Source organism: Pseudomonas sp. DSP3-2-3, assembly GCF_049898225.1.
Lineage (GTDB): Bacteria > Pseudomonadota > Gammaproteobacteria > Pseudomonadales > Pseudomonadaceae > Aquipseudomonas.
Genome location: NZ_JAFCXH010000088.1, coordinates 1 through 578, shown reverse-complemented (window position 1 = coordinate 578; position 578 = coordinate 1). Strand labels below are relative to the sequence as shown.

The window sequence follows — 578 nt, the reverse complement described above, 5'->3', positions numbered from 1 at the left end:
GATTCGGATGCGCGCCTGCGCTTTATGGACATCCAATACGGCTTCGTTACACCGCAAGCGCGATTCTTCACCATAAGCTTTGATGCTAAAGGGATGGTCGGCAATATTCGCATGTCCCCCCAAATCGAGCCGCTATTGCACGACGACACGCTCAAGATCCTATTGGATTTGCAGGCGCAATGGCGCACCGCTGGCTGGCATCCAATCCTGCGGTATATTTCCCTCTTTCGCCGACACTCCGCAATGGCGTGCCCGATTGCGCGACGTCAATAAAGGCGGCACGGCCTACTGGCAGGCGGGCGACAAGTATCAGGTAATGCTGGGGGTTAATCGCTTCCGGGATGACAAGCGTCCCACAGAGGAGCGTTACCTCATCACGCTGGAGCTTGCTCACGCATGGAGAGATCCTTGACCTACGCCATGAGCCTCGCCTTGACCCGGCCACAACCGTCCCCTCAATCAATCAAGCCCAATCCCGTCATAGAACGGGTACGGCCTACACCGCACTCAAAGCCACAAATCCTCTCGAATATCCTTTTCCCACCTGACTCTCGGAAATGTCCTATTTCCCCTTAACT

1 pseudogene is annotated in these 578 nt (G+C 55.4%); it reads left to right on the top strand.

The annotated features are described in order from the left end of the window. A pseudogene (locus ACP7E4_RS30490) lies at nucleotides 1–412 on the top strand (hypothetical protein); the annotation flags it as partial. Nucleotides 413–578 lie beyond the last annotated feature (166 nt).